This is a genomic window from Polaromonas sp. JS666, from assembly GCF_000013865.1.
Classification (GTDB): Bacteria; Pseudomonadota; Gammaproteobacteria; order Burkholderiales; family Burkholderiaceae_C; genus Polaromonas.
Window position 1 is genome coordinate 694,350 of the sequence record NC_007948.1, and the last position, 26,271, is coordinate 720,620.

The window sequence follows — 26,271 nt, forward strand, 5'->3', positions numbered from 1 at the left end:
TTATGTGCTTCCAATAGCGGTAACTTCGAGAATACCAGCGCAGATATCGGCTACAGCCTGGACAGATGACGCGTCATCTGTAAGCGGCCACTGCTGAAACCCATGCCGACTGTATTCCCTGCAACTTGATGATGTATTGGCGCGTGAATGCCCTGAACCAGCATTCGCTCATCCCATAATCATTGTGCTTTCACGCACCGAGCGCAAATTTTTTCAACCCTTCGAGGTCCACTACCTCGATCGATCCGTATTGCACCCTTATCAAACCGGCATTTTCAAGTTCGTGCAAAGCACGGTAGGCAGTCTGTCTTACCATCCCGGTAAGTCGACCAATCTCCTCCTGGGAAATGTCTATGCGGAGTTGCGTGTTCGGATAGAGCTGTGGGTTGAAGAGTTCGGCCAGGCAGTACGCCACCCGGGTATTCACATCCCCCAGGCGCAGGCCTTCGACCAGCGCCACGTAGTAGCCTAAACGGGCGTTCAGTTGGTCGATAAGCCAGCGGCTGAACGAATGGCTGTTGTCCAGCAGCCAGAGAAAGGTGGCCCGAGGCACGAAAGCGACAGTGCTGTCGCGAATGGCCACGACGGCATACGGGCGTGGTTCGCCTTTCAGTACTGCTCCTTCGCCGAACCAAGCGCCGCCGGGAACGCCGGCAAACGTCGTCGCCCGGCCATCGGCAGAAACCGTGTCAACCTTGACCAGGCCATCAACGACGGCCAGCCAGTGCTCAGAGGGCGATTCGCGAAGGCAAATAGTGGCCCCAGCCGTGAAAGTACGCGTCACGGCGTCGCCACAGACACGATCAAACTGATCTTGGGAAAGTCCCTCGCGCCATGGAGAAGAGGCGAGAAATTTCAGCAATTTGTCGCGTTGGGCTGTCTGGTGAGCATTCATTTCGTTACCACCGATCGAAAATTTTACCGATGAATGATCGGCTTCCAAGGTCGTCAATCTCCCCGAAGCAGCATCCGATGCCGGGTAGCGGCAGGACGGCTAACGATCGCAATACTAACCAGCTATAGCTGCGTCGCCAAGAATGTTATCCAGAGAACATTCATCTCGCTCCACTTCTCCGACAATTTTCAGTCGCTTAACTCAATCCCGGTTTTTAATCACGGTTTTCAATGAGCGACGAACCAGATCGTGTTGATGGGATTCTTACCTGGAAGATGAAATATGAGTATCCGGCTGGCCTCTCCGCCAAGTATCTCAACCGACTCGTTACGAGGCGCTGTCGACTGGGCGCTCGTTACACGCCGTTCCACGCGCGCCTTCCTTCCTACACCGGTTCCACGCACGGATGTGGAGGCTATCCTGGATGTGGCGCGGTATTGTGCTTCCGGGGTAAATACGCAGCCCTGGCATGTTCACGTCCTCATGGGGGCTGCAAAGCAGCGCTTGAGTGAAGCGATCATGCAAATACATGACGATCCGTCGCTGGCGGCCACGCTCGACGAGCCCTACGATTACTACCCACAAGAGTGGATATCACCCTACATCGACAGGCGGCGCAAAGTCGGTTGGGACCTGTATGGCTTGCTTGGAATCCAGAAAAGTGACAAGGAGCGCATGCATGCCCAGCATGGCTGCAACTACAGCTTCTTTGGCGCCCCGGTCGGGCTGATGTTCACCATTGATCGGGGCATGGGGCGGGGTAGTTTGATCGACTACGGAATGTTCCTGCAAAGCATCATGGTCGCCGCACGGGCGCGCGGCCTTGACACCTGCCCTCAGGCGGCGTTCACCACGTTTCACCGCGTTATTTCCAGGGAATTGGCTATTCCAGAGCAGCAAATGTTCGTCTGCGGCATGAGCCTGGGTTACGCAGATCCCAGCCGCATTGAGAACTCACTCGTTACCGACCGTGAGGTGGTCAGCAGTTTCACCACTTTTCACGAAACCACCTACAAGGAGACAGAGCAATGAGTGCAAAAGCCTACGCAGAGGGCCTTGACAGGAATGCCGCCAACCATGTACCTCTGACGCCACTAAATTTTCTTGATCGTACGGCTGACGTTTTTCCGCATCGAACCGCCATCATCCATGGAACCTTCCGCCAAACCTGGGCTGAAACACGCGACCGTTGTTACCGTCTCGCTTCTGCGCTCGTCAAGTTGGGAATACAAGCCGGCGACACAGTGTCGATCATCGCGCCGAACACGCCCGCCATGCTGGAGGCTCACTTCGGCGTTCCTTTGTCAGGGGCCGTACTCAATGCCATCAACTGTCGCCTTGACGCTGACGGGATTGCTTTCATCTTGCGGCACGGTGAGTGCAAACTGTTGTTGGTGGATCGTGAATTTTCGCCGCTGGTAGTTAAAGCCCTTCAAGGCGTGTCCAACCCACCCCGTGTGATCGATATCAACGATCTCGAGGCGCCTGCCGGCGCCGCCATCGGCGAGACGGATTACGAGTCATTTTTGGCCGGCGGAGACCCGGCATTCCCCGGCCGTTGGCCAACTGATGAGTGGACACCGATCGCGCTCAACTACACGTCAGGCACGACGGGTGACCCCAAAGGCGTGGTGCCAAGCCACCGGGGTACCTACCTCATGAGTCTCCTGCAGATGACCGACTGGGCACTGCCGCGCGCGCCGGTCTATTTGTGGACGCTGCCGATGTTCCATGCCAATGGCTGGTGTTTTACCTGGGCGATCACCGCAGCGGCAGGCACGCATGTGTGCCTCCGCAAGGTGACGGCGGCTAATGTGTTCACTGCCATTTCGGATCACGGTGTTGATCACTTCTGCGCAGCACCGATAGTGATGGCTGGCATTGCCAGTACACCTGAGGCGGAGCGCCGGCCGCTGCCGCGCCGCGTGCGTGTATTGACAGCCGGGTCTCCTCCGCCGGCTGCTGTTCTTGAAGCTGTCAGGGCCATGGGCTTTGATGTGGACCACGTCTTCGGCATTACCGAGATCTCCGGCACTCCGGTTAGTTGTGCTTGGCAGACCGAATGGGACGAGCTACCCGCTGACCAGCAAGGTCGCCTCCAGGCACGTCAAGGCGTGCGTGCAGCAGCCCTGGAGAATCTCCGGGTTGCTGACCCTGATACGCTCGAACCCGTACCAAGAGATGGCGTCGCCACGGGCGAAATTCTGATACGTGGCAACACCGTGATGATGGGCTATCTGAAAAACCCTGGCGCTACCGCCAAGGCTTTTGCGGGTGGCTGGTTCCACACGGGCGACGTGGCCGTTGTGCATCCGGACGGCTATATGCAGATCACGGACCGTTCGAAGGACATCATTATTTCTGGCGGAGAAAACATATCGTCGGTAGAAGTGGAGGAGGTTCTGTACCGGCTCGCCGGTGTGCTGAATGCCGCGGTAGTCGCGCAGCCTGACGACAAATGGGGCGAAGTGCCCTGTGCCTTCGTTGAACTCAAACCGGATGCGCCGCTCCTCACTGAGGTCGATGTGATCTCATTCTGCCGTGACCGCCTGGCCCATTTCAAGTGCCCCCGTCGCGTGGTATTTGCAGAGTTGCCGAAGACTGCCACGGGCAAGATTCAGAAGTTCCGCTTGCGCGAGCTGGCTGGCAGCCGCAATGCGATTACACAGTTGGCTGCATGAGTGTAGGGCTGCGAAGGGGTACCCGCTGCGGGGAGGTCGGGTCCGCCCTGGGCGGCGGATTCAGCGGCCGCTGAATGCGATCTGGTAGCCAATCCCTGCCTAAAGGTCTCCGCAGGCGGTCTGCCTTGTTTGCACTTGGCACGCGCCCGGCTTGATTGCTCAGACCTGCTGCCAGCCCTTAAAAGCGTTGTCGTTCAAACGACAGATGTGCGACTACGCTGGGCTTTAGTAGGAATCGAACGAACGTTGAGGCAAGTGATCTCATGGTCTGTCGCTCGTGAACGCATCCACTGATACCGGTTTTAATTAAATCAGCATTGAACTTTTTCATCTCACCCCTGTCAGATTTCCTTTTTAACGGAGGGAATCCATGACTTTTTCCAGCAACAACGAATTCACTTCACGCGCACTCTCAGTCCTGCGCATTGTTTCGGCTTATTTGCTTATTCAGCATGGCGCGGCCAAGCTGCTGGGCTTTCCTCATGTAGCTTTTTTTGACGGGCTGCAGATCTTTTCCATGCTCGGTGCCGCAGGCATCCTTGAACTCGTTGGCGGGGCGCTGCTGTTGATAGGCTTGTTCACGCGTCCCGTGGCTTTTGTATTGTCTGGCTTGCTGGCGTTTGCCTACTTCATTGGCCATGCGTCCAAGGGCTTTGTGTTGTCGCCCATGCTCAACCAGGGTGAGGCTGCCGTGCTGTTCTGCTTTGTCTTTTTGTTCATTGCGGTGGCAGGTGCCGGCGTCTGGAGCGTGGATGCCATGCGCCTGGCGAAGAAGGGTGCCTAAAGTAGGACCGTGCGCAGGACCGTGCGCAGGACCGTGCAAGGGTCCGCCAGAAAGTCTTGAATTCGACCTCGAATCGGACGAGGCCTGCATAGCCCATCAACGATATGCACGCTTCGGGGTCAACAAGAATTTGCGGCTCGATCCGCGGTTGACGGTCGAGGTCGGCGTGCGAACACTGCGTGGTGATGCCGTTTCAGGCGCGAACCAGTCACGCCCGCGGACAGCAAGCGCAAGCGCCGCCATGCCGCAGGCGCTGATAGCCCGCGCCGTCCCGCTCCGCCGCCTGACCGAGCTCGGTCTGGGGACGTCGCGCGCCCAGCGAGGCCGGCACGCTTAGCGCGCGAGCAGCATCAGCGCCGCATGCGGGGCAAGGCACCGGTTGGTCGAATACGGCCAGCGGCCGCCGCGCGGTGAAAGGGCCGCAGCGCGTACAAGCGTAGTCGTAGGTTGGCACGGACGCTCACCAGCCGCCCGATTCGCCGCGCGGCACGAAGCGCCCGCTGCCGGCCCTGCCCAGCCACCGGTCGCCGTCGACGATGAGTTCGCCGCGCAGCAGCACCTTGCTCACCTGGCCGGTGATGCCCTTGCCTTCGAAGAGTGTGAAATCGCAGTTGCCGTGCTGGGTGCTCGCCGAAAGGACGTGCTGGGCGCCGGGATCGAACAGCACGAGGTCGGCGTCGCTGCCGACCGCGACGGTGCCTTTGCGCGGAAACAGGCCGAAGAGCTTCGACGGCGCCGTCGAGGTCAACTCGACGAAGCGGTTGAGCGAGATGCGACCGGACCGCACGCCGCCGTCGTGGAGGGTCGCCATGCGTGTTTCGACGCCCGGCACGCCATTCGGGATCTTCGAGAAATCGTCGCGCCCGTACGGCTTCTGGTTGACGCGGCCAAGATGGCCTTCCTTCATGCAGAACGGGCAATGGTCGGTCGACACGAGCTGCAGGTCGTCGGTGCGCAGTGCGGTCCAGAGCGCCTGCTGCGATTCCTTGGAGCGCAACGGTGGGCTCATCACGTAGCGCGCCAGATCGAAGTCTTCGTTGTCGTAGGCACTGTCGTCAAAGAAGAGGTAATGCGGGCAGGTTTCGGCGAACACCGGCACGCCCATGTCGCGCGCTTCGATCACGTGCTTGAGCGCTTCCCTGGCCGAAAGATGCACGAAGTACACCGGCGCGCCGGCGAGTTCGGCGAGCTTGATGCCGCGGTGCGTGGCCTCGCCCTCCATGATGGCGGGCCGCGTGAGCGCATGGTACTTTGGCGCCGTGTGGCCCTGCGCCAGCGCTTCCTTGATGAGAAGCTCGATGATGGTGCCGTTCTCGGCATGCAGAGCGATCATCCCGCCGTGCTGGCCCACCATGCGCATGGCCTGGAAGATGGCCGCGTCGTCGACCATCACCGAGCCCGGATACGCCATGAACATCTTGAAGCTCGACACGCCTTCATGCCGGATCGCGTGCTGCATGTCGGCCAGGGTCTGGTCGTTGACGCCGGTCACGATGACGTGAAAGCCATAGTCGATGCAGGCTTCCACGCCCTTGGCCTGGGCGCGCTCGATCGCTTCGAGCACGCTCACGTCTTTGCGCTGGAACGCGAAGTCCACGATCGTCGTTGTGCCGCCGAAGGCCGCCGAACGCGTGCCGGACTCGAAACTGTCGCAGGTGGTGGAGTCGCCGAAAGTGTTGTCCATGTGCGTGTGGCAGTCCACGCCGCCAGGCAGCACGAGCAGACCGGTGGCGTCGATGACTTCCACCCCGGGGTCCGCATTGAGGGAGCGGCCGATAGCGACGATCCGGCCGTCGTCGATCAGCAGATCGGCGATGTAGTCGTCCACGGCCGTGACGATGCGGCCGTTGCGTATGATCTTGCGGGACATGGCAGTAGCTCCTAAAGATTCGAATTACGCGCCGACGCCGGCTTCGGCCAGCGCACGCTCCAGTGCGGCGACCTCTTCGGCCGGAAGCAGCCCGATCGGCGGCCGCATGGCGTCGCTCGGAAAGCGGCCGAGCAACCTCAGGCAGGTCTTGAGCCGCGCCGTCGCATAGCCGCCGGGCGGGGTGCCGTAGATCGCCTTGGCAAGCGGATAGATGCGCTCGTTCAGGCGGCGCGCCTCGTCGAGGTCCTTGCGCTGGATCGCCTGGTCGAGCGCGATCACGAGCTCGGGCACTACGGCGGCCAGGCTCACGAGGCTGCCGTCGCTGCCGATGGCGAAGCAGGTGAACAGATGCTCGTCACCCGAGGCCATCATGGCCACGTGCGGCGCCACGCGCTTCACGAGGCGGCGGTTGGCCTCGTAGGCCGCGGTCTCCCAGCTGCCCTCCTTGACGCCGACCACGTGGGGCAATTGCGCGAGCTCGGCCAGCACCTCGGGGCGATAGGCCATCGCGCCTGCATTGATGCCGGCCTGGTAGAGCATCAAGGGCATCTGTGCGTTGGCATTGGCCGTCCGGTGATGCGTCACGGCCATGCGCGAATCCTGCGAGAGCGCCCAGGAGAACGGCGGGAAGACCAGCACCGCGTCGGCGCCGGCGGCCTTGGCGTCGTCGACGTGGCGCTGAGCCTCGAGGCTGTCTTCGGCGTTGATGCCGCAGACGAGAATGGCGTGGTGGCCACAGACCTCGAAGGCGATCTCGGTCACGCGGCGCTTCTCTTCGCGAGAGAGCGAGAAATTCTCGCCGGCATGGCCGTTGATGAGCAGGCCCGTCATGCCTGGAACGAAGGCGTTGGCCTCCAGGTGGCGCGCCAGCGTGGTCTCATCGATGCGGCCATCGCCATGCAGCGGGCACAGGGTGGCGGCATAGATGCCTTGAAAAGCGTCAGGTCGTTTGGGAATCATGGAATGGAATGGAATGGGAGATTTCAAGCGCCGGGCATCGGCATGCCCACCAGGCGGGCGGGATCGAAAAGAGGCAGGTCGGGCTGCTGGCCGAGGATGTGCTGGGCCATGATCCGGCCCATGAACGGGCCGCTGGTGTAGCCCGAGTGCGCGCTGCCCACCACATAGGCCTGTGGCACACCGGGCACGTCGCCGATGATCGGCATCGCATCGGCGGTCTCGGCCTCAAGGCCCAGCCAGATGCGCGCAATGCGGGCCTCGGCCAGCGCCGGCACCGCGTATGCGGCCAGGCGCATGTTGCCCACGAGGTTCTGCGGTCGGACCTCGACACCGCCGCGCTCGCGGTCGCCCTCGCCCTGCCAGCCGCCACCGATCAGTACGGTGCCATTGGCAAATTGCTTGAGTGACAGCAGGCCGTTGGCGACGCTGAGCACGGTCCGCATCACGGGACGGATGCGCTCGGTGATGATGAGCTGGTTGATCAGCACCTTGATCGGCATCTGCACGCCGAGCCAGGCCAGCATGTTCTCGAGCCACACGCCGCCGGCCAGCACCACCCGCCTGGCGTGCAACGGCGCGCGGCCGGTGGCGGCGGCAAGACGGATGACGTGGCCCGCGTCGCCTGAAGCTATGCCTTCGACGGGCGCGTTCTCCAGCACCTCGACGCCGGCAAGCTTGAGCGCATGCCCGAACGCCCGGCCCGTGAGGTAGGCGCTCGCGAAACCGTCCATCCCGCAGTAACCCGCCTTCAGCAGGCCAGGATGCAGGCCGGGCTCGATCACGCGCGCCCGCTCGGGCGTGATGACCTCGATCGGCGCGCCTTGTTCGCGGCGGGCTTTGGCGCGCAGCTCGACGAGTTCGCACTCGGCCTCGGTGAAGGCCAGCGTGAGCCCCGGCACATGGGTCGCGAGCACGCCCATGCCGAGCCACTTTTCGGCGTTCATCCACATCTGCCAGGCGCGCATCGCGTAGGGCACGAGCGCGGCGCGCGTCATGTGCAGTGTCAACGTGCCGGCGTTGACGCCCGAGGCTTCGCGACACAGCGGCCCGCGATCGACCAGGGCCACCCGCATGCCGCCCTGCGCCAGATGCAACGCGGTCGAGCAACCCATGACGCCGCCGCCGATGACGATCGCGTCGTAGGCGGTTGCGTTGTGCGTGGCGTTGCTCATAGCGGAGCCGCCTTCGGAATCGGGATGTCGGCGTAGGTGTAGTCGCCCGCCACCTCGGCGAGCGAAATGGGGCGCAGCGGCGCGCGGCCCGTGAAGCGACCGACCGCCTCGCGGCTGCCGCCGACCTGCGCCGCGAGCAATGCCCCGGCCACGTCGCCGCAGGTGCGGCCCTGGCACGGCCCCATGCCGCAGCGGGTCCAGGCCTTGAGCTGGTTCATGTCACGTGCGCCGTCGCGCGCCGCCGCGTCGATCTCGGCGCGCGTCACGTCTTCGCAGCGGCACACGATGGTGTCGGCCGCGATGCCCGCGACGGCGCCGTCGCGCAAGGCCATCAGGCCGGCCATGGCGCGCCCGAAACGGGCAGACTTGCGCCATTGCGCTTGCAGGCGATCGCGCTCGCGGACATAGGCCTCTGTCGTCACCCGGCCGAGGTCGTGCGCGCAGGCCAGGGCGGCCAGTTCGCCATGGGCACCGGCCGCGGCTGCGCCGGCGATGCCGGCACCGTCGCCCGCGACATAAAGGCCTGCCACCGAAGTGCGGCCATCGGTGTCGGCGTCGGCGATCCAGCCGCCGCGCTCGGCGGCGTAGCGATGGCGGGCGCGCAGCAGACGGGTCACGTCGGTGCCCGGCACCAGGCCGTGCCCGACCGTCACGCCGTCGGCCATGAAGACAGTGGCCGCATCGCCGGCGAGTGGTTTGCCGGTCGCATCGACACGCTGCGAACGAACCTCGAACCCATCGCCCACCGCTTCGACCGACTGGATGCCGTGCCGGTACAGCACAGGCACGCCAGCCATGCGCAGCCCGGCTTGCCATCGCACGCCTTGCCACAACAGATCGGGCCGACCCGCGAGCGAAGGGAGCGTGCGCAGCCAATCGCCCTTGCTGGCGAGGTCGAGCACCGCAGCCACCTCGCCGCCCGCCTTGAGGATGCCGTTGGCGACCGCCAGTAGCAGCGGCCCGCTGCCGGCTACCATGGTGCGGCGGCCGGGCAGCATGTTTTGGGACTTGAGCAGGATCGTCGCCGCGGCCAGGCCCATCACGCCAGGCAAGGTCCAGCCGGGGAAGGGCACGACACGCTCGGTCGTTCCTGTCGCCACGAGCAGCGCGCGCGGTTGCCAGCTTGCGGATCCATCCGGGCCGATCAGGTCTGTGCGAAGGTTCGTGCCAACGTTCCACACCTTGTGGCCGAAGAGGCAGCGCACGCCGGCGCGGCGCAGATCCGCGCGCAAGGCATCCCCCTGGCGCGCGTCTGCGGACAGCGCGGTGCCGGTCGCACGTGTGAATCCCGCGGGAATCGGCCGCCACACCTGTCCGCCCGCGTCATGGTTCTCATCAACCAGCAGCACGGCAAGACCGCAGGCCTGCGCACGTAGCGCCGCCCGCGCGCCGGCGGGGCCGGCACCGATCACAAGCAGATCGATCGACTCGGGCGCGGCCTCAACCATGGCACCGGTCCCGATATGAAAGCGTTTCGATCTCCAGCGCAGCCGTCACCGGTACCTGGCAGGCCGCAAGCTTGCGCGTTGCGACCCACACGAGGCACTCCTGGCACGAGCCCATGAGGCAGAACAGCCCACGGGGCGCACCGTCGCGCGGGCTGCGCCGCAACTCGCGCTGGCCGGCGGCGAACAGTGCCGCCGCGACGCTCTCACCCTCAAACGCCTCGACGATGCGGCCATCGACGAGGAACTGCACCGCCGCGCCACGTCGGACCGCCTGATCGGCGCGTAGCGAAATTGATTCGGGAGATGGGTTCGTCATGAAAAAGGAACTTCGGATGGTCTGGGAGATGGAGCGGGAAAGCTCCAATCGGGTTCGTCGGATTTCATTGTATACATTAAATATATAAATATTGTTATTGCTGGACTCGCCAGTTTCTAATGTATACAATTTATATATTGTTTCTATTTTTTTGCTGATGCCACCTGAACTGGCACTCGTCTTGCGTTCGTTTCCGTAGCATGCGAGCCGCAACCGCGGTTCGAGCCCAACCTTCAACCTCTAGGAGCTCTTTTCGATGAAGCAAATCAGAAACATGGCCCGTCGCACCCTTCTGGTCGCCGGATCTCTCGCGCTCGGCTCGACCCTGCTGGGCCTGCCGGCATCAGCGTCGGCGCGAACGCTCGACGAGATCGTGGCGAGCAAGAAAATCGTCATCGGCGTCAACCCCACGCTGCCGCCGCTGGGCATCTTCAACGACAAGAACGAGATCGATGGCTTCGATGTCGACGTCGCCCGCAAGCTCGGTGAACTGCTGGGCGTGAAGACCGAGATCGTCCAGGTCGGCTCGCCCGACCGAATTCCCTTCGTCAGCAGCGGCAAGATCGATGCCGTGCTGGGCGCCATGACCATCACCGCCGAGCGGCAGAAGGTCATCGACTTCACCGTGCCGCTGCACACCGAGGTGCTGGGCGTGCTGACCACCAAGGCCAAGCCATACAAGGACTGGATGGAGCTCAACGACACCGCGGTCAGGCTGGTGGAGGTACGAGGTTCCACCCCTGTGAAACTGGCGCAGGAAAAGCTGCCCAAAGCGCAGTTGCTGCTGCTGGACAATTACCCCGATGCCGTGCGCGCCATAGCTCAGGGCCGCGCCGACGCGATGATCGACGTGATGGACTTCATGACCGAGCACACCGCCAAGCACAAGGTCGACTGGCGCATCGTGGACGCGCCTATCGATGTCTATTTCTGCGCCGTCGGCGTGCAGAAGGGCAACGACGCGCTGCGCGAAAAGCTCAGCGGCGCCATCAAGGAACTGCACCGCAACGGCTACGTGGACGAGCGCTGGAAGAAGTGGTTCGGTGGCCCGATGCTGCATGACCCGCGCACCGCACCGACCTACAAGTAAGCGTCGCACAGAATGAATCCGCGCCGCGCGCAGCCTGCGCGCGGCGCCGGTTTTCGAGCCAGACCCCATGCAATTCGACTACACACCGGTTCTCGAGCGACTTCCCTATCTGATCGGCGGCGCGTGGCTGAGCCTGCAGATCGCGTTTCTCGCCTTTGCCTTCGGCATGCTGATCGGCCTGGGCGGTGCATCGGTACGCGCCTACGGCCCACCCTGGGCACGCCGCATCGTCGGCGCCTACGTGGTGTTCTTCACCAACACGCCGCAACTGGTCCAGATCTTCTTCATCTTCTTCGCGCTGCCTGACGCGGGCATCCTGTTGTCGCCCTACCAGGCCGTGCTTATCGGCATGGTGCTCAATGCCGGTGCATACCTCACCGAAATACAGCGCGCAGGCTTTGAATCGGTGCGTCAGCTCGAACTTGAGGCGGCCGAGACTCTGGGCTTCTCGCGCATCCAGACCATCCGCTACGTGATCCTGCCGCACATCGCGCGCGTGCTGTTCCCACCGCTTTCCAATCAGTACATCCTGATGACGCTCGGCAGCTCGATGGCCGCGGTGTTCGGGGTCGAGGAACTCACGGGCCGGGCCTACAACATCAACTCTGAAACCTTCCGCTCGATCGAGGTGTTCTCGGTGGCTGCGGTGCTCTACATCGTGCTCACACTGATCGCCACCTTGTCGCTTGCCTTCGTCGGCAAGCGCTTCTTCCGCGCCAAGATGAGGTGGTTCTGATGTGGGCGCAGATCGTCGAAGAGCTGCCGCGCTTCTTCAGCTACTACAACCTGATCTTCTTTGCGAAGGCGCTGGGCGTGACCTTCGCGCTGTCGGCCATCGGCTGCATCGTCGGCTTCTCGCTAGGTTTCGTGCTGGCCGCCGTGCGCCTCACGACCCGCCCTGCGACCAGGCCGCTACGCGTGGCGGTGACGGTGTTCATCGAACTGTTCCGGCGCATTCCATTCCTGGTCACGCTGATGCTGGTGTTTTTCGTCTTCCAGGGCATGCATGCCGACCTCAGCATGTTCAACGTGGCGCTGATCAGCGTATGCCTGATTGCCACGGCGTTCATCGCCGAGATCGTGCGCAGCGGGCTCGAGTCCGTGCACCGGAACCAATGGGACGCGGCCGTCACACTCAACTTCAGCTACCTGCAGACGCTGCGCCTGGTGATCGTCCCGCAAGCCTGGAAGGTCATCCTGCCGCCCGTGTTCGGGTTCTTCGTGCTGTTCATCAAGGACACGGCGCTCGCATCGCAGATTGGCGTGGTCGAACTGGCCTTCGCCGGCAAGGCGATGAACAACAAGGGCTTCTCGGCCGCGCTCGTCTATGGCACGGTGCTCGCCCTCTATTTCATGCTGTCGTATCCGCTGGCGCATTTCGGCAAATACCTGGAGAGAAAACTTGCCCCAACTCGAAATCGTTGACCTCAAGACCAACTATGGCGCGCACACGGTGCTCGAACGCATTAACCTGTCGGTCGAGAAAGGTGAAATCGTCAGCCTGATCGGGCCCTCGGGCTCGGGCAAGAGCACGCTGCTGCGCGTGCTGATGGGCCTGCTGCCGCCAATCGCCGGGCAGGTGCGCATCGACGGCCAGGCGCTCGACTACAACGACCGCGAGCAGTTGCGCCGCGTCCGCTCGCAGATGGCCATCGTGTTCCAGCAGTACAACCTGTTCCAGAACATGACGGTGCTCGACAACGTGACCGTCGCGCCCATCAAGGTGAAGGCCCGGCCGCGCAGGCAGGTGGAGGACTACGCGATCCAGTTGCTCGAGAAGGTCGGCATGGGCGGCAAGCTGCAGTCCTACCCCGACCAGCTGTCGGGAGGTCAGCAGCAACGCGTGGCCATCGCGCGTGCGCTCGCGCTGCAGCCGGGCATCGTGCTGCTCGACGAGGTGACGGCGGCGCTGGACCCCGAACTCGTCAACGAGGTGCTGGACACCGTCCGCCTGCTGGCGGCCGACGGAATGACCATGTTCATTGTCTCGCACGAGATGGGGTTCGTGCGCGAAGTATCAAGCAAGGTCGTGTTCATGGACGGCGGGCATGTCGTCGAGGTCGGCGACCCGCAGCAGATCTTCGACCGGCCCCGCGAGGCGCGCACCCGCGAGTTCGTCGGGAAGATCCTGCGCCACTGACCGTGGCTGTCGGGCTACGTCGGGCTATGGCGAGAAGTCGCTCACCAGCCCGTTGCTGAGCCGCGAGAGCGTGTAGCGCGCAAGATTTCGCAGGTGCGCCACGACCGCCTCCTCGGCCGCCTTCTCGTTGCCCGCAATGTATGCGTCCAGGATGGCCAGGTGTTCCGTCCGGTCGTCCTCGATGCGTTTGAAGGGATCGACCACCTCGAACAGGCGGCACAGCACGCGCAGATGGGCGATGGTATCGGCCAGCATCGCGTTGCCGGAGGCGCGCGCGAACAGCCCGTGGATCTGGTCGTCGGCCTGCCAGTGGCTGGAGCCTTGCTGGCTTGAATCCAGCGACAGGATACTATCGCGTAAGCTCTGCACCGCAGCCGCCGGAACGCGCCCCATGGCGAGCGACACCGCCTGCGACTCCAGGCGCTCGCGCACCTGCAGGCACTGGAAGTAGTGCGAGGCCGTTATGCGCCGCACCGCATACGATCGCGCACTGGCGCGCACCAGCAGACCCTCGCCTTCGAGCCGCAGCAATGCTTCGCGCAACGGCGTGCGGGACATCTGGAGCCGATTGGCCAACCGCCCTTCCACCAGAACTTCCCCGCCGGACAGCTCTCGCTGGAGGATGAGCTGGCGCACGACGGCGTAGGCACGATCCGTAAGATTCGTCGACAACTCAGCCAGCGCGTCTGTCGCCGGCGCAACGGCGTCCGCGCGCTGAACCCGCTGAACCGACACCCGGCCAGCGGCGGGCCGCACGGCCTTGCGCAAGGTATTTGCGTGCGTGGCGGTGGCGACCACGCGGGCTACGGACTTCTTGGGCCGACCAGGCTTCTTGGCTGCCGCATGCACTGATGCCTTTGTCGTGATTTTGGATTTCATATGCTTTGTCTACAAACTGTGTGCAATTAAACGATACCACAGCACACACAGCACAGGGTGTTCTCGCGCTCGCATCAACGCTGCGTGTCCGCCCTTCAACCACTCGCGCAGGCTCTCGTTCTTGAGCCGGCGCTGCTTGACTCCGTGGGTCGGCCGGTTGGGGCAGGACACATGTGGCGACACAGTCGAGCAGTTCCTGTAGCGGGGTAGGTGGGCCAGCGCATCGGCACGGCCCATGTCCGGGCTGCGATGCCGCTGCGCCCTGAGTATCAGCATGCCTTCCTGGGTGATTACGCGTAGTAGTGCAACTGGCCAACGGGCGGGCCGGGGCCGAAGAAGCCCCGGCTTGCTCAGATCTTTATTCCTCATGAGGGCTACTGCAGGCAAACCAGCTCACGCCGATTCCGGAGATTGAGAAAATTCGATCGGGTTTTGCGTTGAAGCAGGTGCGATACAAGACGGCGTTGCCGTTGCCCTCGGCTATCCGGCTGCAGGCGCGCCACCACAAGCCGATCGCATCCGGAGAATCACTACCAACGCAAGGCCGGCGTTGTCACCGGAGCATCCCAAAGCGCCTTCAACTCTTCGTTCAGTAGCGTCACGGTCAGGGAGGCGCCGGCCGTTTCGAGCGAGGTGGTGTAGTTGCCTACCAGCGACCGTGCCGGAACCAGGCCGGCATGGCTCAGGCGCTCGCTGGCCAGCTGGTACAGCAGGTAAAGCTCCATCAACGGCGTTCCGCCGAGGCCGTTGACGAGCAGCAGCACCTCCTGCCCCTGCTTCGGGTTCAAGTCTTTCAGGATTTCGTCCATCAGCTCTTCAACAATAACGGTGGCGGATTGGAACGCCCCGCGCCGGCGCCCGGGTTCGCCATGAATGCCCACGCCGATCTCCATTTCGTCAGGGCCGATCTCGAAAGTCGGCACGCCCGCCTCCGGCACGGTGCAGCTGCTGAAAGCCACCCCCATGGAGGCCGTGCAGGCGTTCACGCGGTCACCCAGGTGCTTGCAGGCGGCCAGGTCGGCGCCGCGCTCCGCGGCCGCGCCGACCATCTTTTCGACCACCAGCGTTCCGGCAACGCCGCGGCGGCCCGTGGGATGCCCGGCCGAGTCGACCGATACGTCGTCGTTGACCAGGACCCAGGCATAGTCGCCGTCCATCATGTCCATGGCCATCTGGAAATTCATCACGTCGCCGGCATAGTTCTTGACAATGAAAAGTACACCCGCCTCGCCGCCGACGGCCTTGGCCGCAGCCAGCATCTGGTTGGGTGTTGGCGAGGTGAACACCTGGCCGGGACAGGCGGCGTCGAGCATCCCGGTGCCGACGAAGCCGGTGTGCAGCGGCTCGTGGCCTGATCCACCGCCGGAGATCAGTGCTACCTTGGACGGCGTGGGGTTCTTGCGCGTGACGAACAGCGGGTCCAGATGCACGGCCACCAGCTGGGCATGGGCGGCCCCGAACCCCAGTATGCTTTCAAACACGAGGTCGCTCGGGAGGTTGGTGAATTTCTTCATCGCGGCTCGTAGTGGATAGTGGGCCGATTATGGTCACCGCGGGCGTGCTTTGTCACGCGAGGTTCTCCGCCGTGATGATTTCTATTCGGGGGTTGCTCACGGCCAGCGCGCCGCGCACGTCTTCGCACAGCAGCCGCAGTACCTTGGCGGCGGTCATGATGGCGTAGTACACGTCCTGCTGCAGCACATAAGAGACGACGTTGGCCACCAGCAGCGAGCGGTGCATCTCCAGCAGGTCGTGCACCACGAATCCCAGCGAGCTGTCGTAACCCAACTCCTGCAGGGCGCGGCTGACGCCATGCGAGCCCGGGCCCAGGTTGTACAGGGCGTGCAGCTTCCCGTCGGTTTGAGCCGGATCGAGGAATTGCCGGGCAAATGTGTAGGCCTGATCTTCCGATTCCGGCATGTCGGACAGCTCGATCAGCCGGGCATTGGGAAAACGCTCCTCCAGCACCTGGGCAAAGCCGATGCGCCGGTCGATCTCGGCGGCGAATCGTGTAGCCGGCGACAGCATGGCGCAGCGCCCGGGCTCGCCGTGCGGCAGGCAGCGGCCCAGCAGGATGCCCGCAGTCCGTCCGGCGGCGCGGTTGTCGGCGCCGACGAAGGTCTCGCGTAGCGAACCGGCGACGTCGGAAAACAGGGTGACCACATGCACGCCGCTGCGCGCCAGTTCATTGATGGCCAGCTTGACCTGCGGCACGTCAGGGGCCAGGAGGGCGATGCCGTCCAGATCGGTCATCTTGGCCAGTTCCTGAGCGAAGTCGGCGCCGTCCTGGTTCGGCAGGCGATGGGTGATTTCAGTGATGTGCTGGTGCCTGAAATCACCGGCTGCCTGGGCGACGACGCGGTCGATGATGTCGAAAAAACCGCGCCGCGAAGCGGGCAGCACAAACCCGAACCGGTAGTTGGGCGTGGACCGTGGGCGGCCGCGGACTGGACTGGCGGCGCCCAGCGCCTGCATCACGGTGCGGACCCGGTCCACGGTGGCCGGGTTGACGCCCGGCCGATTGTTCAGCACGCGATCGACCGTTGCGGTGCTCACGCCCGCAGCTTCCGCTATCTGGTTGATGGTGGCTGCCATTGGATCGATGGGTTTGCGGCCAAGGTGATTGGCAAATAAATCAATCTTTCGGTCGCCCTTCCTGCCAAGAATGTACCTCAATTTCGATCAGCAGAGGCAGAGCAGCCTCCTAAATACCTGGAATTTTGATCTATTAGGGTTTCTATTGATTGATGTATTAAATGATGTAATTACCATCAATCACATCAGACCGGTCAATGACCTGGGCTGATCGGCGGATGAGGCCGAAAAAACAAGCGGGCAGATGCACCCGAATCGCCGCTTCCATTTGCAACCCAAGCGTGGCCCGCCACGCACCGTAAGGAGACGAACACATGAGCAAAGCCAAATCAACCCTCTGGCGCCTGCTGGCCGGGGCCGCACTGGGATTGACAGCGCTGGGCGCAAGCGCGCAGGACAAGCAGCTGACCTTGTGCTGGGCCGCCTGGGACCCGGCCAACGCGCTGGTGGAACTGTCCAAGGACTTCACCGCCAAGACCGGTATCCAGATGAAGTACGAGTTCGTGCCGTGGCCGAACTTCGCGCAGCGCATGCTCAACGAGCTCAACTCCAGGGGCAAGCTGTGCGACCTGCTGATCGGCGACAGCCAGTGGATCGGCTCGGCCGCCACTGAGGGCCACTACGTCAAGCTCAACGACTTCTTCGACAAGAACGCCATCAAGATGGGCGACTTCATGCCGGCCACGGTCGAGGGTTACTCGACCTGGCCCAAGGGCACGAAGAACTACTGGGCGCTGCCGGCCATGGGCGACGCGGTGGCCTTCACCTACCGCAAGGACTGGTTCGCCCGCCCCGAGTTGCAGGCCGAATTCAAGCAGAAGCACGGTCGCGAGCTGGCACCGCCCAAGACCTGGGACGAGTTCAAGCAGATCGGCCAGTTCTTCCAGAATCGTGTCATTGATGGCAAGAAGGTTTACGGCGCCGCGCTGTACACCGAGCGCGGCTCCGAAGGCATCACGATGGGCGTGGCAAACACCATGTACGCCCATGGCATGGAGTACGACAACCCGAAGAAGCCATACGACATGAACGGCTACATCAACGGCCCCGGCGCCGTGAAGGGGCTGAAGTTCTACAAGGACCTCTACGACTGCTGCGTGCCGCCCGGCCACAGCAATGCCTACATGACCGAGGACCTGGACGCCTACAAGTCGGGCCAGGTGGCGATGCAGATGAACTTCATAGCCTTCTTCCCTGGTATCTCCAAGGACCCGCAGGTCGGCGGCGAGAAGACCGGCTTCTTCCCCATCCCCAAGGGTGACAAGCAACTCGCGCAACTCGGCGGTCAGGGTATCTCGGTGGTCAAGTACTCCGACAAGAAGGACATGGCGCTGCAGTACATGAAGTGGTTCGCGCAGCCTTCCATCCAGAAGAAGTGGTGGGATGGTGGTGGATTCACCTGCATGAAGTCCATTCTGGAAGCGCCCGGCTTCGAAACCAGCACGCCCTATGCCAAGGTGTTCCTTGACTCGATGAAGATCGTCAAGGACTTCTGGGCCGAGCCGAGCTACGCGCAGTTGATGCTGGCCATGCAGGCCCGCGTGCATGACTACGTGGTCGCCGGCAAGGGCACCCCCAACGCCGCGCTGGACGCGCTACTGAAGGACTGGGTCCAGGTGTTCAAGGAAGACGGGAAAATCAAGTGAAATCCACGGAATTCACGCAATGGGTACCGCCGCAGGCGGCGGTACCCAGCGCCAATCTCCCGGAACCGGTGGGCTCCGCCCATCGGGCCGCCCCCGCCGCGTCAGGGCGGCGTCCGCTCCTGGCCTTGCGGGGGCTGTCAGACCGGGCGCTGGCCTGGCTCTTCGTGGGCCCCACTATCCTGCTGCTGCTGGCCTTCAACATCTTCCCGTTGCTGTGGACGATCTATCTCTCATTCACCAACTTCCGTGCCAACCGGCCCAATGCAGAAGTGGTGTGGCTGGGCTTGTCCAACTACCAGCGCGTACTTGGCGATGAGGCAATCTGGGAGAACATGCGGACCACGGCGCACTTCCTGTGCTGGTCGATTGCCCTGCAACTGCTGCTGGGCTTCGCATTGGCCCTGCTGCTGAACCGCAAGTTCAGGTCGCACAGCTTCTGGAGCACGGCGATCCTGCTGCCCATGATGCTGGCGCCGGCGGTGGTCGGCACCTTCTGGAAGTATTTCTTCGAGCCGCAGTACGGCATCTTCAACGCCATAGCGCGCCTCTTCGGCGGCGCCGGCAACTTCACCATGCTGGGCGACACGCAGCTCTCGCCCTGGGCCATCGTGCTGGTGGACACCTGGATGTGGACGCCTTACGTGATGCTGCTGCTGCTGGCCGGGCTGCGCTCCATTCCTCCCTATCTGTACGAGGCGGCCGAGATCGACCGGGCCTCGGAGTGGACAAAATTCTGGCGCATCACGCTGCCGATGGTCATGCCCTTCATCATCCTGGCACTGCTGTTCCGCTCGATCGAGAACTTCAAGATGTTCGACCTGGTGGACAACCTCACCAATGGCGGCCCCGGCTCGGTGACCGAGCTGGCATCGATCCACCTCAAGCGCGAGGCTTTCGAGAAATGGCGCACCGGCTACAGCTCGGCCTTCGCCATCATCCTTTTCGTCGCGATCTACGGCATGTCGCTCGTGACGGTGCGTTTCCTGGACAAGGTGAAACAGAGATGAAAACCATCCCCCACAGCCCGCTGGAGCCGACGGAACTCGCCAAATGGTTCGCCGGCGTCCTGGTCATCACCTACACCATCATCTCGCTGGTCCCGTTGGCGTGGATATTCATGACAAGCCTGCGCACCCCGCAGGACGCCATTGCCTATCCGCCCAAGGTGGTGGCCGAGGCGTCCCTGGTTGGCTACGTTAACCTGTTCACCACACGCTCACGCGTGTCCGCAGAAGAACTGGCGGCGCAACCACCGGCCACGAGCTGGTACGAAGGCCTGGTGCGTGAACAGCAGATGATCCTGGCCGGACCCTCGCGCTTTTCAGACCGGTACCTCAATTCGCTGCTGATCGGCTTTGGTTCGACCCTGCTGTCGGTGGTGCTGGGCACGCTGGCGGCCTATGCGTTTTCGCGCTTTCGGGTGCCGGGCAAGGACGACTGGCTGTTCTTCATCCTGTCCACCCGGATGATGCCGCCGATCGCGGTGGCCATCCCGATCTACCTGATGTTTCGCCACCTGGGGCTCAACGACACCCACCTGGGCCTGATCCTGCTGTACACCGTCGTGAACCTGTCGCTTGCGGTGTGGCTGCTCAAGGGCTTTATGGATGAAATCCCGCGCGAGTACGAGGAGGCGGCCATGGTGGATGGCTATACGCGCTGGCAGGCCTTCCTGAAGGTGGTGCTGCCGCAGGCGGCCACCGGCATCGCCACCACCTCGATCTTCTGCCTGATCTTTGCCTGGAACGAGTACGCGTTCGCGCTGCTGCTCACCAGTGGCACGGCGCAGACCTCGCCACCTTTCATCCCCACCATCATCGGTGAAGGCGGTCTCGACTGGCCCGCCATGGCGGCCGGCACGACGCTGTTCCTGCTGCCGGTGCTGGTGTTCACCGTGTTGCTGCGCAAGCACCTGCTGCGCGGCGTGACTTTCGGAGCCATTCGAAAATGAAGTCCCGCAAATCCCCCCGCTGGCTGCGCCGCGCGCCCTGGGAACGTGGCACCGCCACCCTGATCGGCCTGGGCCTGGTGATGTTGATGCAGCCCTGGTCCATCGAGGTCTACAGCTATGCCTTCACAGTGCTGCTGGCCGGCGTGATCGGCTATTCCATCGCCGGCAAACTGCCGCAAGGAAGGCCCACCCCCGAAGCGCCTTCGGCGCCCAGCACCGTCGCCAGAGGCGGCGGTTCTTCGGAGCCGTCCAAGCCTGCGCAGGCAGGCTTGGAGCCGCGGCCCTCAGCCCCTCAAGGGGGCGCCACCAGCGGCCCGGCAAAGCCGGTTCCGCAGTGGCCCGCGAACGAGTCCGCCGTCCTGCGCCCGGAGTTTGACCATGAGTGAAATCAGAATCCGGAATCTGCAGAAGCGCTTTGCCGACTTCACTGCAGTGCGCGGCTCCTCGCTGGTGCTCGAAAGCGGCAAGTTCGTCGTGCTACTCGGCCCCTCGGGCTGCGGCAAGACGACCACGCTGCGCATGATCGCCGGCCTGGAGTACCCCACGGGCGGCAGCATCACGCTGGACGACCAGGACGTTACATATCTCAGGCCGCGCGAGCGCGATATTGCGATGGTGTTTCAGTTGTTCGCGCTCTATCCCCACATGGGGGTGCGCGGCAACCTGGAGTTCCCGCTGCGCAATGAGGGCGTGCCGCGCGCCGAGATAAACCGACGCGTCAATGAAGTCGCCGCCATCCTGCGTATCGAACACCTGCTGGGGTCGCGGGTCACCGGCCTGGCCGGTGGCGACCGGCAGCGCGTGGCGCTGGGCCGCGCCATCGTGCGCCAGCCCAAGGCCTTTCTGATGGACGAGCCGCTGGGCACGCTGGACGCCGAATTCCGGGAACTGATGTGCGTGGAACTGCGCAGGCTGCACGACCGGCTGAAGACCACCACCGTGTTCGTTACCCATGACCAGAACGAGGCGATGGCGCTGGCCGACCACATCGTGGTGATGAACGAGGGCGAGATCCTCCAGGCCGACGACCCGCACGGCATCTACAGCTTTCCCTCCTGTCTGTTTGTGGCGCGATTCATCGGCCGCCCGCCGATGAACCTGCTCAAAGTCGATGCGCCCGTGGTCCGCGGCGACACCGGTGTGCGGGTGGCGAGAGGAACTATTGATGTGCCCGTGGTCGAAGCTCCTTCCCCGTCAGTACTGCTGGGCGTGCGACCCGAACACGTGCGCCTGCGGGCGCCAGGCGAGGGCAGCCTGAGTGGTCGCGTGCAGCACGTCGAGTACTTCGGCTCGCACTGGGTCGCCGAGGTGCAAACCGATGCGGGGCCGCTGAAAGTGCTGGCCGACAAGTCTGTACGGCCGGTCTTGCAAGAGCAGGTCGGCCTCGCCTTCGACACCCAACGGGTGGTGCTTTTCGACGCGGCCACTGAACGGTTGCTGCCCAGCGCCACCACTATCGCCCACCAACCGAGTATGTGCCATGGCTAGTATTTCCCTACACGGCATCCACAAACACTTCGGCGACATCGCAGCGCTGACCGACCTGCAGCTGGAGATCGCCGACGGCGAGTTCTTCGTGCTGCTGGGGCCCAGCGGCGCCGGGAAAACCACGACCCTGCGCATCATCGCCGGGCTGGAGCAACCCGAGACCGGCCTGGTGCGAATGGACGGCGAAGACGTCACCACTGCAGCGCCGGCCCAGCGCGACTGCGCCTTCGTCTTTCAGCAGTATTCGCTGTACCCGCACCTGACGGTGTTCGACAACCTGGCGTTTCCGCTGCGCGCACCGCTGCGCCGCATTCCCGAGGCCGAAATCCGGCGACGGGTGGAGCGGGTTGCCGCCACGCTGCACATCGAAAGCAAGCTGCAGCGCAAGGCTACGGCCCTGTCGGGCGGTGAGATGCAGCGCGTAGCCATCGGCCGCGCCCTGGTGCGCGAACCACGCGTCTACCTGATGGACGAGCCACTGTCTTCGCTGGACGCGAAGCTGCGCGAGGAACTGCGCGTGGAACTCAAGCGCCTGCAACGCCAAAGCGGCACCACCGTGGTCTACGTCACGCACGACCAGGTGGAGGCCACGACGCTGGCCGACCGTATTGCCATCCTGGAAGCCGGACACATCCGGCAGATCGGCACACCCGAGGAGATCTACGAGGCGCCTGTGTCGGTGCAGGTGGCGCAGCGGCTCGGTTCGCCGGCGATCAACGTGTTGCCGGCGGGCTGGTTCGCCGGCCAGCATCCGGCAGCGGCGGCCAGCGTCGGCATTCGGCCCGAGGACGTGGAACTGGCAGGTGAGAACGATGGCTTCGAGTGCACAGTCATCGAGTCCTCCCTGCTCAAGCATCACGTCATCGCCGAGCACGCCGGCGTTGAGGTGCGCGCCCGTCTGATGCAAAGCGTTGCACCTCCTCCCCAGTCCCGTATCCGCCTGTGTTTTCCGGCTGGCCAGCGCCTGCTGTTCGACCAGGCCGGAAAGCGGCTTGCAGCCTGAGACCCTATTCCTGACGAGACCCACCCCATGAACACTCAAGACATCATCACGGCCGCCCGGGCGGTACATGCCGCCATCCTGACCAACGAGCAGCAGATCGAATCGCTGGATCGCGCCATCGGCGACGGCGACCACTTCATCAACGTACGGCGCGGCTGCGAAGCCATCGCCGCGATCACGCCCGAACTGGTGCCGCTGTCGCCGGCACAGGCGTTCAACCGCATCGGCATGAAACTGCTCAGCACCATAGGCGGCGCCTCGGGGCCGCTGATCGGCAGCTTCTTCATCTCCATGGGCAGGGAGCTGGAAGGCTCGGTCGAGCCGGATGCGAAGCACTTCGCGCGCGCCCTGGCCGCAGGCGTCGAAGCCATCAAGAGCCGCGGCAAAGCCGACCTGGGTGAGAAGACGATGCTGGACGTGCTCATCCCCGCCTCGCGGCTGCTGCTGCGCCTGGCCGAGGAGGGATGCGACCAGGGCACGCTGTGTGCCCGCCTCAAGGAAGAAGCGGAGCTCAACATGCTGGCCACCCGCGACATGATTGCGACCAAAGGCCGAGCCCATTTCCTCGGTGAGCGCGCCCTGGGACATATCGATCCTGGTGCGAAGACCAGTCAGGTCGCGCTGTTCGCTGTGTGTGACATGCTGACCATCGGAGCAGCATCATGAAAAAATTCGTCAACGATGTGGAGCAACTGCTGCAGGAGTCGCTGCAAGGAATGGCCGCCGCGCACAGCGACCTGCTGACCCTGCACCTGGATCCAACATTCGTCACGCGCAAGCAGTTGCCGCAACCCAAGGTGGCCCTGATATCCGGTGGTGGTTCAGGCCACGAGCCGCTGCACTGCGGCTTGATAGGCACAGGCATGCTCGATGCGGCCTGCCCCGGTCAGGTGTTCACCTCGCCGACGCCGGACCAGATGATGGCCGCGGCGGCGGCGGTGGACCGCGGCAAGGGCGTGCTGTTCATCGTCAAGAACTACGCGGGCGACGTGATGAACTTCCAGATGGCCGTGGAAATGATGCAGCAGCCCTGCGCGACCGTGCTCGTCAACGACGATGTCGCCGTGGAGCGTTCGACCCACGGCACCGGGCGGCGCGGCGTGGCCGGCACGTTGATCGTGGAAAAGCTGGTGGGCGCGGCAGCCGAGGCCGGTGCCAGCCTGGATCAATGCAAGATGCTGGGAGACCGGGTCAACAGCCGTACCGCGTCGATGGGCGTGGCATTCACCAGCTGTACCGTGCCGGCGGCAGGGCGGGCGACCTTCGACATCGCCGAGGACGAGATGGAATTCGGCGTGGGCATCCATGGTGAGCCCGGGCGCCGGCGCGGGCCGGTGCGCCCTGCGCAGGAACTGGTCAACGAGCTGATGGCTGCCATCCTGGGCGACCTGCAGCCCCAGCCCGGCACAGAGGTCCTGCTGCACGTCAACGGCTTCGGGGGCACGCCCCTGATCGAGCTGTACCTGCTGTATCACTGCGCGAATCAACTGCTTGAGGGCGAGGGCCTGAAGGTGGCAAGGTCGCTGGTCGGCAACTACACGACCGCGCTGGAGATGGCCGGCGCCTCGCTGACCGTCACGCTGTTGGACGAGGAAATGAAATCCCTGTGGGATGCGCCTGTGCACACGGCTGCGCTTCGCTGGTAGGCCGGCCGCCGGTCCAGGGCTGCTGCATAAAAAAAAGACGCATCATGATGAACCGAAGAAAGGCCATCACGTTGGCCTGCGCGGCGGCGGCCGGGCTGTCGAGGCCGACCTTGGGGATCGCGACCAGGAAGCCATCCGCGGATGGCGTGGTGCGGCTGGGCCAGTCGACCGCGCTGACGGGCGTCAACGGCGCGGTGGGGCGACAGTTCCGCGACGCCGCGTTGGGATGGTTCAATGTGGTCAACAGCCAGGGCGGCGCGGGGGGCTATCGCATCGAACTCATGACGCTCGATGACGGTGGTGTGGTTGAGCGCGCAACCACCAATTCCAAGCTCCTGACCAGCACGCACGGAGCCGCGGGTTTCTTCGGTTTCGCCGGTCCAGGTGCCAACCGCGAAGGAATGCAGGGAGCGATGGAAGAAGGCGTGCCTTTCATCGCGCCGGTCAGCGGCATGGACGTGCTGCGACAACGCGACAATACCAACGTCTACCTGCTGCGTGCCGGTCACCGCGACGAAATCCGCCAGATCATTCGGCACACCAGGTCCACCGGAACCACCCGGGTGGCACTGCTGTTCGATTACGAATCGGCGGGATGGGAGATCAGGGATTCGTTTGCCCAGTCGGCCGAGAACGCCAAGCTCGCCAGCAGCGTTAGCGCAAGCGTTTCCCGGGGCAGCGTCGACGTGGACCCGGCCGTTGCGGCACTCGTGGCAGCCAATCCCCAGGCCATCATCCTGGCGGCCAACCCGAGCGCCAGCGCGGCTTTCGTGCGGGCTGCGCGCAAGGCTGGTTTCGGCGGCAGTTTCTACACCGTGTCCACCGTGGGTGGACAGGTGCTGCTCGATCAGCTGGGTCAGCTCGCAGTCGGAATATCCGTGGCGCAGGTCGTGCCGTTTCCGTGGGGCGGCACCACAGCGATCTCACGCGAGTTCCTGGGCTTTTGCGCCGCCAGTCAGCTCAAGCCCGACTTCGCCAGCATGGAAGGGTACATTGCCGCCCGCTGGCTGACGGAGGCCTTGAAGCGGGCAAAACCCCGTGAGCCGAGCGCCGCGGCTTTGGGCACGGCGTTGGAACAAATGCCGGCCTTGAGCCTCAGCGGCTTCCCCTTGGCCTTCAGCAGCGACACGCGAAGCGCCTCATCGTTTGTGGAGCTGACGGTGGTTTCGAGCCAGCTGAAGTTTTTGAAATAGCAGGCCGAGGCGGTCCCGGGCGGCCCGCGCGAAAGTATGGAAAAGGCAGCTGGTGTGGTTACAGTGTTTGCGCCGATGCCAATTTAACCAGTTTGAGTGGCATGTGCCGACTTTGCACTGACCATGGTCTTTACTCGGAGCAGGTTTCCCTGTGTGGCCCACAGAAGAATTGCCCTGGTTATTTGGAGATCGGCGCAGCTGGTCAATTTTGGTTCGGCACCAACACACCCGCTATAGTGAAGTGAGCGCGACGCGCAACACATGGGAAATAGTTGGCTATTTTCAATAACTATTTTTTACCAACTTGCCGCACAATTGTGGCAGCAGCCGGCTACATTGCCATCGTATGTTGTCCAACCGCCCTCGCGGCCTAGCCGATGCGGAATATCTCAAGCTGAAATTTATCAACTCGGTACCTCGGCTTGAACCAGCCCGGATCGCTTCATGGAGAACAATGGAACAGGTGCCCACTTTTCTCCTCCGTTTGACGGGTGTCACCTTGTTGTATGCCGCC

The 26,271-nt window shown here is 63.4% G+C and carries 26 protein-coding genes and 1 pseudogene; 17 read left to right on the forward strand and 10 right to left on the reverse strand.

Annotated features, from left to right (window positions below; genetic code table 11):
* Nucleotides 1-190: 190 nt before the first annotated feature.
* The gene (locus BPRO_RS03340; RefSeq protein WP_011481642.1) at nt 191-895 is read right to left on the reverse strand and encodes a Crp/Fnr family transcriptional regulator; all 705 of its coding nucleotides are present in this window, start codon (nt 893-895) and stop codon (nt 191-193) included.
* A 282-nt stretch (nt 896-1,177) separates the two neighbouring features.
* Between BPRO_RS03340 and BPRO_RS03345 the strand changes: the two genes are divergently transcribed.
* From BPRO_RS03345 to BPRO_RS03355, 3 genes are all read left to right on the forward strand, one after another.
* Entirely contained in the window at nt 1,178-1,927 is a 750-nt protein-coding gene (locus tag BPRO_RS03345; protein ID WP_011481643.1) for a nitroreductase, read from the forward strand.
* Nucleotides 1,924-3,576 (forward strand): AMP-binding protein, encoded by a 1,653-nt coding sequence (locus tag BPRO_RS03350; RefSeq protein WP_011481644.1) that lies wholly within the window; start codon nt 1,924-1,926, stop codon nt 3,574-3,576. Before BPRO_RS03345 ends, BPRO_RS03350 begins: the two co-directional genes overlap by 4 nt.
* 370 nt (nt 3,577-3,946) lie before the next feature.
* Nucleotides 3,947-4,360 (forward strand): DoxX family protein, encoded by a 414-nt coding sequence (locus BPRO_RS03355; protein WP_011481645.1) that lies wholly within the window; start codon nt 3,947-3,949, stop codon nt 4,358-4,360.
* Nucleotides 4,361-4,568: 208 nt separating this feature from the next.
* Here BPRO_RS03355 and BPRO_RS28365 read toward each other — a convergent pair whose 3' ends face one another.
* The 6 genes from BPRO_RS28365 to BPRO_RS03380 are packed head-to-tail and all read right to left on the reverse strand — an operon-like array spanning nt 4,569 to nt 10,126.
* Complete coding sequence (locus tag BPRO_RS28365; RefSeq protein ID WP_011481646.1) at nt 4,569-4,814, reverse strand: zinc ribbon domain-containing protein; 246 nt, start codon at nt 4,812-4,814, stop codon at nt 4,569-4,571.
* A gap of 6 nt (nt 4,815-4,820) precedes the next feature.
* On the reverse strand, nt 4,821-6,230 hold the full coding sequence (hydA, locus tag BPRO_RS03360) for a dihydropyrimidinase (protein ID WP_011481647.1): 1,410 nt from the start codon (nt 6,228-6,230) through the stop codon (nt 4,821-4,823).
* 24 nt (nt 6,231-6,254) lie between these two features.
* The gene (locus BPRO_RS03365) at nt 6,255-7,190 is read right to left on the reverse strand and encodes a dihydrodipicolinate synthase family protein (RefSeq protein ID WP_011481648.1); all 936 of its coding nucleotides are present in this window, start codon (nt 7,188-7,190) and stop codon (nt 6,255-6,257) included.
* 23 nt (nt 7,191-7,213) lie between these two features.
* The gene (locus tag BPRO_RS03370; protein ID WP_011481649.1) at nt 7,214-8,362 is read right to left on the reverse strand and encodes an NAD(P)/FAD-dependent oxidoreductase; all 1,149 of its coding nucleotides are present in this window, start codon (nt 8,360-8,362) and stop codon (nt 7,214-7,216) included.
* Nucleotides 8,359-9,810, reverse strand: a complete 1,452-nt coding sequence (locus tag BPRO_RS03375; RefSeq protein WP_011481650.1) for an NAD(P)/FAD-dependent oxidoreductase — start codon at nt 9,808-9,810, stop codon at nt 8,359-8,361. Before BPRO_RS03375 ends, BPRO_RS03370 begins: the two co-directional genes overlap by 4 nt.
* Entirely contained in the window at nt 9,803-10,126 is a 324-nt protein-coding gene (locus tag BPRO_RS03380) for a (2Fe-2S)-binding protein (protein WP_011481651.1), read from the reverse strand. The genes BPRO_RS03375 and BPRO_RS03380 overlap by 8 nt, the downstream gene beginning before the upstream one ends.
* A gap of 274 nt (nt 10,127-10,400) precedes the next feature.
* Here BPRO_RS03380 and BPRO_RS03385 point away from each other — a divergent pair, with 274 nt between their 5' ends.
* From BPRO_RS03385 to BPRO_RS03400, 4 genes are all read left to right on the forward strand, one after another.
* Entirely contained in the window at nt 10,401-11,216 is an 816-nt protein-coding gene (locus BPRO_RS03385) for a transporter substrate-binding domain-containing protein (RefSeq protein WP_232291484.1), read from the forward strand.
* Between the two features lie 67 nt (nt 11,217-11,283).
* A complete protein-coding gene (locus BPRO_RS03390; protein ID WP_011481653.1) occupies nt 11,284-11,952 on the forward strand; it encodes an amino acid ABC transporter permease in 669 nt (222 codons plus the stop codon).
* Nucleotides 11,952-12,641: an amino acid ABC transporter permease gene (locus tag BPRO_RS03395; protein ID WP_011481654.1), complete on the forward strand. Its 690-nt coding sequence runs from the start codon at nt 11,952-11,954 to the stop codon at nt 12,639-12,641. The genes BPRO_RS03390 and BPRO_RS03395 overlap by 1 nt, the downstream gene beginning before the upstream one ends.
* A complete protein-coding gene (locus BPRO_RS03400) occupies nt 12,619-13,356 on the forward strand; it encodes an amino acid ABC transporter ATP-binding protein (protein WP_011481655.1) in 738 nt (245 codons plus the stop codon). The genes BPRO_RS03395 and BPRO_RS03400 overlap by 23 nt, the downstream gene beginning before the upstream one ends.
* Before the next feature lie 24 nt (nt 13,357-13,380).
* Here the strand turns inward: BPRO_RS03400 and BPRO_RS03405 are convergent, their stop codons facing one another.
* Nucleotides 13,381-14,235: a GntR family transcriptional regulator gene (locus BPRO_RS03405; protein WP_232291485.1), complete on the reverse strand. Its 855-nt coding sequence runs from the start codon at nt 14,233-14,235 to the stop codon at nt 13,381-13,383.
* Nucleotides 14,236-14,624: 389 nt separating this feature from the next.
* On the opposite strand from BPRO_RS03405, the pseudogene BPRO_RS30370 reads away from it, so the two are divergent.
* Nucleotides 14,625-14,714: pseudogene (locus tag BPRO_RS30370) on the forward strand (ArsR family transcriptional regulator); the annotation flags it as partial.
* 51 nt (nt 14,715-14,765) lie between these two features.
* On the opposite strand, the gene dhaK (BPRO_RS03410) reads toward BPRO_RS30370, so the two are convergent.
* On the reverse strand, nt 14,766-15,749 hold the full coding sequence (dhaK, locus tag BPRO_RS03410; RefSeq protein WP_011481658.1) for a dihydroxyacetone kinase subunit DhaK: 984 nt from the start codon (nt 15,747-15,749) through the stop codon (nt 14,766-14,768).
* A 52-nt stretch (nt 15,750-15,801) separates the two neighbouring features.
* Entirely contained in the window at nt 15,802-16,791 is a 990-nt protein-coding gene (locus BPRO_RS03415; RefSeq protein ID WP_198140978.1) for a LacI family DNA-binding transcriptional regulator, read from the reverse strand.
* A gap of 353 nt (nt 16,792-17,144) precedes the next feature.
* Here BPRO_RS03415 and BPRO_RS03420 point away from each other — a divergent pair, with 353 nt between their 5' ends.
* From BPRO_RS03420 to BPRO_RS03460, 9 genes are read left to right on the forward strand one after another with little or no spacing between them, the layout of a single operon-like run.
* Complete coding sequence (locus tag BPRO_RS03420) at nt 17,145-18,476, forward strand: ABC transporter substrate-binding protein (RefSeq protein WP_011481660.1); 1,332 nt, start codon at nt 17,145-17,147, stop codon at nt 18,474-18,476.
* Nucleotides 18,473-19,483 carry a carbohydrate ABC transporter permease gene (locus BPRO_RS03425; RefSeq protein ID WP_011481661.1) on the forward strand — a complete coding sequence of 337 codons (1,011 nt, stop codon included), beginning with the start codon at nt 18,473-18,475 and terminating at the stop codon, nt 19,481-19,483. Before BPRO_RS03420 ends, BPRO_RS03425 begins: the two co-directional genes overlap by 4 nt.
* Nucleotides 19,480-20,427 carry a carbohydrate ABC transporter permease gene (locus BPRO_RS03430; RefSeq protein WP_011481662.1) on the forward strand — a complete coding sequence of 316 codons (948 nt, stop codon included), beginning with the start codon at nt 19,480-19,482 and terminating at the stop codon, nt 20,425-20,427. Before BPRO_RS03425 ends, BPRO_RS03430 begins: the two co-directional genes overlap by 4 nt.
* Entirely contained in the window at nt 20,424-20,813 is a 390-nt protein-coding gene (locus tag BPRO_RS29410; protein ID WP_011481663.1) for a hypothetical protein, read from the forward strand. Before BPRO_RS03430 ends, BPRO_RS29410 begins: the two co-directional genes overlap by 4 nt.
* A complete protein-coding gene (locus BPRO_RS03440) occupies nt 20,806-21,915 on the forward strand; it encodes an ABC transporter ATP-binding protein (RefSeq protein ID WP_011481664.1) in 1,110 nt (369 codons plus the stop codon). The genes BPRO_RS29410 and BPRO_RS03440 overlap by 8 nt, the downstream gene beginning before the upstream one ends.
* Complete coding sequence (locus BPRO_RS03445; RefSeq protein WP_011481665.1) at nt 21,908-22,918, forward strand: ABC transporter ATP-binding protein; 1,011 nt, start codon at nt 21,908-21,910, stop codon at nt 22,916-22,918. The genes BPRO_RS03440 and BPRO_RS03445 overlap by 8 nt, the downstream gene beginning before the upstream one ends.
* A 27-nt stretch (nt 22,919-22,945) precedes the next feature.
* On the forward strand, nt 22,946-23,584 hold the full coding sequence (dhaL, locus tag BPRO_RS03450) for a dihydroxyacetone kinase subunit DhaL (protein ID WP_011481666.1): 639 nt from the start codon (nt 22,946-22,948) through the stop codon (nt 23,582-23,584).
* Nucleotides 23,581-24,564 carry a dihydroxyacetone kinase subunit DhaK gene (gene dhaK, locus BPRO_RS03455; RefSeq protein WP_011481667.1) on the forward strand — a complete coding sequence of 328 codons (984 nt, stop codon included), beginning with the start codon at nt 23,581-23,583 and terminating at the stop codon, nt 24,562-24,564. Before dhaL ends, dhaK (BPRO_RS03455) begins: the two co-directional genes overlap by 4 nt.
* Nucleotides 24,565-24,608: 44 nt before the next feature.
* Entirely contained in the window at nt 24,609-25,757 is a 1,149-nt protein-coding gene (locus tag BPRO_RS03460) for an ABC transporter substrate-binding protein (RefSeq protein WP_011481668.1), read from the forward strand.
* The last annotated feature ends 514 nt before the right edge of the window (nt 25,758-26,271 follow it).

Excerpts from the sequence above, each read along its gene's own strand:
- BPRO_RS03340 (WP_011481642.1), bottom strand. The coding sequence starts at position 895 with ATGAATGCTCACCAGACAGCCCAACGCGACAAATTGCTGAAATTTCTC.
- BPRO_RS03345 (WP_011481643.1), top strand. The coding sequence starts at position 1,178 with ATGAGTATCCGGCTGGCCTCTCCGCCAAGTATCTCAACCGACTCGTTA.
- BPRO_RS03350 (WP_011481644.1), top strand. The coding sequence starts at position 1,924 with ATGAGTGCAAAAGCCTACGCAGAGGGCCTTGACAGGAATGCCGCCAAC.
- BPRO_RS03355 (WP_011481645.1), top strand. The coding sequence starts at position 3,947 with ATGACTTTTTCCAGCAACAACGAATTCACTTCACGCGCACTCTCAGTC.
- hydA (WP_011481647.1), bottom strand. The coding sequence starts at position 6,230 with ATGTCCCGCAAGATCATACGCAACGGCCGCATCGTCACGGCCGTGGAC.
- BPRO_RS03365 (WP_011481648.1), bottom strand. The coding sequence starts at position 7,190 with ATGATTCCCAAACGACCTGACGCTTTTCAAGGCATCTATGCCGCCACC.
- BPRO_RS03370 (WP_011481649.1), bottom strand. The coding sequence starts at position 8,362 with ATGAGCAACGCCACGCACAACGCAACCGCCTACGACGCGATCGTCATC.
- BPRO_RS03375 (WP_011481650.1), bottom strand. The coding sequence starts at position 9,810 with ATGGTTGAGGCCGCGCCCGAGTCGATCGATCTGCTTGTGATCGGTGCC.
- BPRO_RS03380 (WP_011481651.1), bottom strand. The coding sequence starts at position 10,126 with ATGACGAACCCATCTCCCGAATCAATTTCGCTACGCGCCGATCAGGCG.
- BPRO_RS03385 (WP_232291484.1), top strand. The coding sequence starts at position 10,401 with ATGGCCCGTCGCACCCTTCTGGTCGCCGGATCTCTCGCGCTCGGCTCG.
- BPRO_RS03390 (WP_011481653.1), top strand. The coding sequence starts at position 11,284 with ATGCAATTCGACTACACACCGGTTCTCGAGCGACTTCCCTATCTGATC.
- BPRO_RS03395 (WP_011481654.1), top strand. The coding sequence starts at position 11,952 with ATGTGGGCGCAGATCGTCGAAGAGCTGCCGCGCTTCTTCAGCTACTAC.
- BPRO_RS03405 (WP_232291485.1), bottom strand. The coding sequence starts at position 14,235 with ATGAAATCCAAAATCACGACAAAGGCATCAGTGCATGCGGCAGCCAAG.
- dhaK (WP_011481658.1), bottom strand. The coding sequence starts at position 15,749 with ATGAAGAAATTCACCAACCTCCCGAGCGACCTCGTGTTTGAAAGCATA.
- BPRO_RS03420 (WP_011481660.1), top strand. The coding sequence starts at position 17,145 with ATGAGCAAAGCCAAATCAACCCTCTGGCGCCTGCTGGCCGGGGCCGCA.
- BPRO_RS03430 (WP_011481662.1), top strand. The coding sequence starts at position 19,480 with ATGAAAACCATCCCCCACAGCCCGCTGGAGCCGACGGAACTCGCCAAA.
- BPRO_RS29410 (WP_011481663.1), top strand. The coding sequence starts at position 20,424 with ATGAAGTCCCGCAAATCCCCCCGCTGGCTGCGCCGCGCGCCCTGGGAA.
- BPRO_RS03440 (WP_011481664.1), top strand. The coding sequence starts at position 20,806 with ATGAGTGAAATCAGAATCCGGAATCTGCAGAAGCGCTTTGCCGACTTC.
- BPRO_RS03445 (WP_011481665.1), top strand. The coding sequence starts at position 21,908 with ATGGCTAGTATTTCCCTACACGGCATCCACAAACACTTCGGCGACATC.
- dhaL (WP_011481666.1), top strand. The coding sequence starts at position 22,946 with ATGAACACTCAAGACATCATCACGGCCGCCCGGGCGGTACATGCCGCC.
- dhaK (WP_011481667.1), top strand. The coding sequence starts at position 23,581 with ATGAAAAAATTCGTCAACGATGTGGAGCAACTGCTGCAGGAGTCGCTG.
- BPRO_RS03460 (WP_011481668.1), top strand. The coding sequence starts at position 24,609 with ATGATGAACCGAAGAAAGGCCATCACGTTGGCCTGCGCGGCGGCGGCC.